The organism is Mycobacterium sp. (genome assembly GCF_035499775.1).
Classification (GTDB): Bacteria; Actinomycetota; Actinomycetes; order Mycobacteriales; family Mycobacteriaceae; genus Mycobacterium.
In genome coordinates, this window is the sequence record NZ_DATJYB010000578.1 from 1 (window position 1) to 4,280 (window position 4,280).

Below are 4,280 nucleotides of genomic sequence, written 5' to 3' on the forward strand. Positions count from 1 at the left end.
AGGTTGTACGCCGATTAGGCGTACAGTCTCAGTATGGCCAACAAGACGGAGCGTTTCGCGGTCCGCCTGACTGCTGAGCAAGATGCGCTGATCCGCCGCGCCGCCGAAGTCGAGGGCACCGATTTGACGAATTTCGCCGTCACGGCCACGGTGGCCCATGCGCGCGAGGTTCTTGCCGATCGGCGGCTGTTCGTGCTCGACGACACTTCATGGGACCAATTCCTGGCGGTGCTGGACCGGCCCGTGTCCTCCAAGCCCCGACTTGCCGCGCTGTTCGCCGAGCCGACGGTGTTCGACACACCGTAGGTGAGCCGCTACAGCGCACCACGCCCGATCCGCGACACCGACGACGTCGTCACCTTCGACAGCGGTGAACCTGACCTGGACTCCTATCTGCGCAAACGCGCACTGGCCAACCATGCGCAGGGCGCCTCACGCTGCTTGGTGACCTGTCGCGACGAGCGCGTGGTCGGCTTCTATGCACTGGCCGCCGCCGCGGTCGAACGCCGCAGGGCACCCGGCCGGATTCGTCCCAATATGCCCGAGCCGGTGCCAGTCATCCTGCTGTCGAGGCTCGCGGTCGACCGCGCAGAACAGGGCGCCGGGCTCGGCGCCCACTTGCTGCGTGACGCCCTCACGCGCAGCCTCGCGGCAGCCGATCTCATCGGGGTACGTGCGATTTTGGTGCACGCGCTGCATGACCGGGCGCAGGAGTTCTACGCCCACTTCGGTTTCGAGCCCTCGCCGACCGATCCGTTGCATCTTCTGCTGCCCATCAAGGACGTTCGCGCGGCCCTGGGCCAGTGACTCTCAGTGAGATTGCCCGGCACTGGCCGTTAGCTCACGTCACCGCGTCGGTCGGTGAAGCCGTGTCTTTCTGCTCAGCTACGGCCATTTCGCAGACCATCTCGCTACGCACCAGCACGGCTGCCGAAGGTACGACCTTGCCGGTCAAGTAGGTCGACATGCGGGAGGCGGAGGTTCCCAGTCGTTGCGCGAATTGGGCTGCGGTCAGCCCAGACCGGCCGACGAGCTCTCCGAGCCGCCGCCTCACCTCGGCTCGCGCCGCACTCTCGCAGTCCCGGCGTACCTGGGCCAGCGTGCGCCGCAGCGTGGCGACAACGCCGGTGTCGTTGGCAACAGTGAGGGCCTGTTCGAGGTCCGCAGCGACAGACCCATACGGATCTGCGCGGACCGCGGCGGCGATACGCCGCCAGTGTGGAAGCGACCCGCGATCGATGGCAGCCAAAACCCCCTCGACGCCCCATTGTTCGACGGGGTCATCGGGGGTGGCCGCGATGTTTCGGAAACGCAGAGGGGACATGTCGGCGGCCTACTCGGACAGCATCGCGTCGGCGATGCGGTGGCACTGATCGACTAAGCCGTCCCAGGAATGCCACTTTGGGTCCAGGTTCTTGTACTGGCGCAGGTTTCTCGTCGTTCGTGAGTCCTTCGGGCGTGGATGCCCAAGCTGGCGCAGCACCTGTGCCGCGACCACGTTTTCGCCCGGACGGCCCTCGTCGTAGTAGGCGTCGATGTCTGCGAGGGTATCTGCGGCCCACCGGGTGCCGAAGCGGTCCGCGAGTGCTGCCACATCGATGTAGTCGCGGGTTTGGTTGCGCTTGATGAGCAGGTAGGCCCTGATGCGCAACGTTTCTTCTGGAGTTGGCGCAACCACGGTTTCCCCACCGGGTAAGGCAACGACCTGAGTTTCCAGGGGCCGTCTGCGAATCAGTTGACGAATTCCGACTTCAATATCGCCGAGACTGCCGAGCAGGATCTTGCCGGGAACTGCGCGGTTGAGGACCCACTGGGGGTCGGCCTCTAGCGCACCGAGGACCGTGTCGAATCGATCGGTGAGATCTGCCAGAGCGTGGTCATGGTCGGTGGAGGTGCGGTGCCGGGCGGCGGATCCGCCGACGAGCATAGCGTCGGGCACGATCTGCTGAAGGCGCGCAGCGGAGCGCAACACCTCATCAAAACTGGGCTCACCCACGAGGGGACTCCCTGACTTATCAGATCTGATAATACCCTTCGTTGCGGCCTCGGCGACCCGCTGCGCTCGGCAAAAAGCGCCGCGCTTGCGATCGCCCTAAACTCACCCGGGTGGTTACCACCCGCGCACGTCTGGCCCTGGCCGCCGGGGCCAGTGCGCGCTGGGCGTCACGGGTCACCGGACGCGGGGCCGGGGCGATGATCGGCGGCCTGGTGGCGATGACGCTGGACCGCTCGGTATTGCGCCAGCTCGGTGTGGGTCGGCGCACGGTCATCGTGACCGGCACCAATGGCAAGTCGACGACCACCCGAATGACCGCGGCAGCGCTGGGAACGCTGGGCCCGGTCGCCACCAACGCCGAGGGCGCCAACATGGACGCCGGTCTGGTGGCCGCGCTGGCCGCCAACCGTCGGGCCGGGCAGGCGGCGCTGGAAGTCGACGAGATGCACGTCCCGCACGTCTCCGACGCGGTGGAGCCGACGGCGATCGTGCTGCTCAACCTGTCCCGCGACCAGCTGGACCGGGTCGGCGAAATCAACGTCATCGAACGCGCGCTGCGGGCCGGCCTGGCCGAGCACCCGAAAGCGGTCGTCGTCGCCAACTGCGATGACGTGCTGATGACCTCAGCCGCCTACGACAGCCCGAACGTGGTGTGGGTGGCCGCGGGCGGCGCCTGGGCGAACGACTCGGTCAGCTGCCCACGCAGCGGCGAGGTCATCGTGCGCGAGCAGGGGCACTGGTACTCCACCGGCGCGGACTTCAAACGGCCCAGCCCGCACTGGTGGTTCGACGACGACAGCCTCTACGGGCCCGACGGGCTGGCCCTGCCGATGCGCCTGGCCCTGCCCGGTTCGGTGAACCGCGGTAACGCCGCCCAGGCCGTCGCCGCCGCCGTCGCGCTGGGAGCGGACCCGGCTAAGGCCGTCGCAGCGGTATCCGCCGTCGACGAAGTGGCCGGTCGCTATCGGACCGTGCACATCGGTCCGCACGAAGCGCGGATCCTGCTGGCCAAGAACCCGGCCGGCTGGCAGGAAGCGCTGTCGATGGTGGACAAGCATGCGGACGGGGTGGTCATCGCGGTCAACGGGCAGATCCCCGACGGCGAGGACCTGTCGTGGCTGTGGGATGTGCGCTTCGAGCATTTCGAGGACACCACTGTGGTCGCCGCGGGCGAGCGCGGCACCGACCTGGCGGTGCGCCTGGGATACGCGGGTGTGCAGCACACGCTGGTGCACGACACCGTGGCCGCCATCGCGTCCTGCCCGCCCGGGCGGGTGGAGGTGGTCGCCAACTACACCGCGTTCCTTCAGCTGCACCGGAGGTTCACGCGTCATGGCTGAATCCACAGTGCGCATTGGGCTGGTGCTGCCCGACGTGATGGGCACCTACGGCGACGGCGGCAACGCCGTGGTGCTGCGCCAACGGCTGCTGCTGCGGGACATCGCCGCCGAGATCGTCGAGATCACGCTGGCCGATCCGGTGCCGGAGTCGTTGGACCTGTACACGCTGGGCGGTGCGGAGGACTACGCGCAGCGGCTGGCCACCCGGCACCTACTGCAGTACCCGGGCCTGCAACGCGCGGCGGCCCGCGGCGCGCCGGTCCTGGCGATCTGCGCGGCTATCCAAGTGCTCGGGCACTGGTATGAGACGTCTGCGGGAGAACGCGTCGACGGCGTGGGCCTGCTGGATCTGACCACCTCGCCGCAGGATGCGCGCACGATCGGCGAGTTGGTCACCCAGCCGTCGCTGCCCGGTTTGGCCCAACCGCTCACGGGCTTCGAGAATCACCGGGGCGGTACCGTCCTGGGCCCCGCGGCCGCCCCGTTGGGAGCGGTGGTCAAGGGCGCGGGCAACCGGGCCGGTGACGGCGTCGACGGCGCCGTTCAGGGCAACGTGGTCGCGACCTACATGCACGGGCCCTGCCTGGCACGCAACCCGGAGCTCGCCGACCTGCTGCTGTCCAAGGTCGTCGGTGAGTTGGCGCCGCTGGAGCTGCCCGAGGTGGACCTGCTGCGCCGCGAGCGGCTGTCGGCCCGCTGACGCTGCGTGCCGAAGGCGTCTGGTCGCGAGGGTGCAGAGATGTACGCCCCGAGCGGCGTGTCGCTGTACATCTATGCACGCTCGCGGGCGTTTGGCTGCGCGACAGCATTCCAATTGGCGATCCTTATAGAGCGAGAAAAGGGACGCCCATGACCAACCCCTCAACGACATGGGTCGCCAAGGCCGCGCTCATCGCCGGGCTTGCGTTGACCGCTGCCGCCACCGCCCACGCCGCGCCCAACTC

6 protein-coding genes are annotated in these 4,280 nt (G+C 68.2%); 4 read left to right on the forward strand and 2 right to left on the reverse strand.

All coding sequences use genetic code 11. The features are described from left to right. The first annotated feature begins 33 nt into the window (after positions 1 to 33). Positions 34 to 306, forward strand: coding sequence for a DUF1778 domain-containing protein (locus VML93_RS35045; protein ID WP_414686530.1), 273 nt, complete (start codon positions 34 to 36; stop codon positions 304 to 306). Continuing rightward, positions 307 to 807, forward strand: a complete 501-nt coding sequence (locus VML93_RS35050; protein ID WP_325617901.1) for a GNAT family N-acetyltransferase — start codon at positions 307 to 309, stop codon at positions 805 to 807. It abuts the gene before it with no gap. A gap of 34 nt (positions 808 to 841) precedes the next feature. Here the strand turns inward: VML93_RS35050 and VML93_RS35055 are convergent, their stop codons facing one another. Next, positions 842 to 1,324, reverse strand: a complete 483-nt coding sequence (locus VML93_RS35055; protein WP_325617903.1) for a helix-turn-helix transcriptional regulator — start codon at positions 1,322 to 1,324, stop codon at positions 842 to 844. A 9-nt stretch (positions 1,325 to 1,333) separates the two neighbouring features. After that, positions 1,334 to 1,996, reverse strand: coding sequence for a hypothetical protein (locus VML93_RS35060; RefSeq protein ID WP_325617905.1), 663 nt, complete (start codon positions 1,994 to 1,996; stop codon positions 1,334 to 1,336). A gap of 110 nt (positions 1,997 to 2,106) precedes the next feature. On the opposite strand from VML93_RS35060, the gene VML93_RS35065 reads away from it, so the two are divergent. Both VML93_RS35065 and VML93_RS35070 read left to right on the forward strand, forming a co-directional pair. Beyond that, positions 2,107 to 3,336, forward strand: a complete 1,230-nt coding sequence (locus VML93_RS35065) for a Mur ligase family protein (RefSeq protein ID WP_325617907.1) — start codon at positions 2,107 to 2,109, stop codon at positions 3,334 to 3,336. Further along, positions 3,329 to 4,036 carry a type 1 glutamine amidotransferase gene (locus VML93_RS35070; protein WP_325617909.1) on the forward strand — a complete coding sequence of 236 codons (708 nt, stop codon included), beginning with the start codon at positions 3,329 to 3,331 and terminating at the stop codon, positions 4,034 to 4,036. The genes VML93_RS35065 and VML93_RS35070 overlap by 8 nt, the downstream gene beginning before the upstream one ends. The last annotated feature ends 244 nt before the right edge of the window (positions 4,037 to 4,280 follow it).